The 761-nt window shown below is 45.3% G+C and carries 1 protein-coding gene; it reads right to left on the reverse strand.

Annotated features, from left to right (window positions below):
* On the reverse strand, window positions 1-761 hold a 761-nt coding region (locus VEZ01S_RS16265), incomplete at both ends, for an elongation factor Tu (protein ID WP_040891290.1).

Genomic DNA, 761 nt, shown 5'->3' on the forward strand with positions numbered 1-761 from the left:
TACGGCCACCTTCACGGATTGCGAAGCGTAGACCTTCGTCCATTGCGATTGGAGCGATTAGCTCAACAGTCATTTGAACGTTGTCACCTGGCATTACCATTTCTACGCCTTCAGGTAGAGTGATGTCGCCTGTTACGTCAGTTGTACGGAAGTAGAACTGTGGACGGTAACCTTTGAAGAAAGGAGTATGACGGCCGCCTTCATCTTTAGAAAGAACGTATACTTCTGACTCAAATTTAGTGTGTGGGTTGATTGAACCTTTAGCAGCAAGTACTTGGCCACGTTCAACGTCATCACGCTTAGTACCACGTAGTAGTGCACCAACGTTCTCACCAGCACGACCTTCGTCAAGCAGTTTACGGAACATTTCAACACCAGTACAAGTAGTAAGAGTTGTTTCTTTAATACCAACGATTTCTACTTCGTCACCTACGCGTAGGATACCGCGCTCGATACGACCAGTAACAACAGTACCACGACCTTGAATTGAGAATACATCTTCAATTGGTAGTAGGAACGGTTGGTCAACAGCACGCTCTGGAAGTGGAATGTAAGAATCTAGTGCTTCTGCAAGCTCAACGATCTTGTCTTCCCACTGCTTCTCGCCGTTTAGTGCGCCAAGTGCAGAACCTTGGATTACTGGAAGATCATCTCCTGGGTATTCGTACTCAGAAAGAAGTTCACGAACTTCCATTTCTACTAGTTCAAGTAGCTCTTCGTCATCAACCATGTCACATTTGTTCATGAATACGATGATGTAA

The sequence above is a fragment of the Vibrio ezurae NBRC 102218 genome, assembly GCF_000467185.1.
Taxonomy (GTDB): Bacteria; Pseudomonadota; Gammaproteobacteria; order Enterobacterales; family Vibrionaceae; genus Vibrio; species Vibrio ezurae.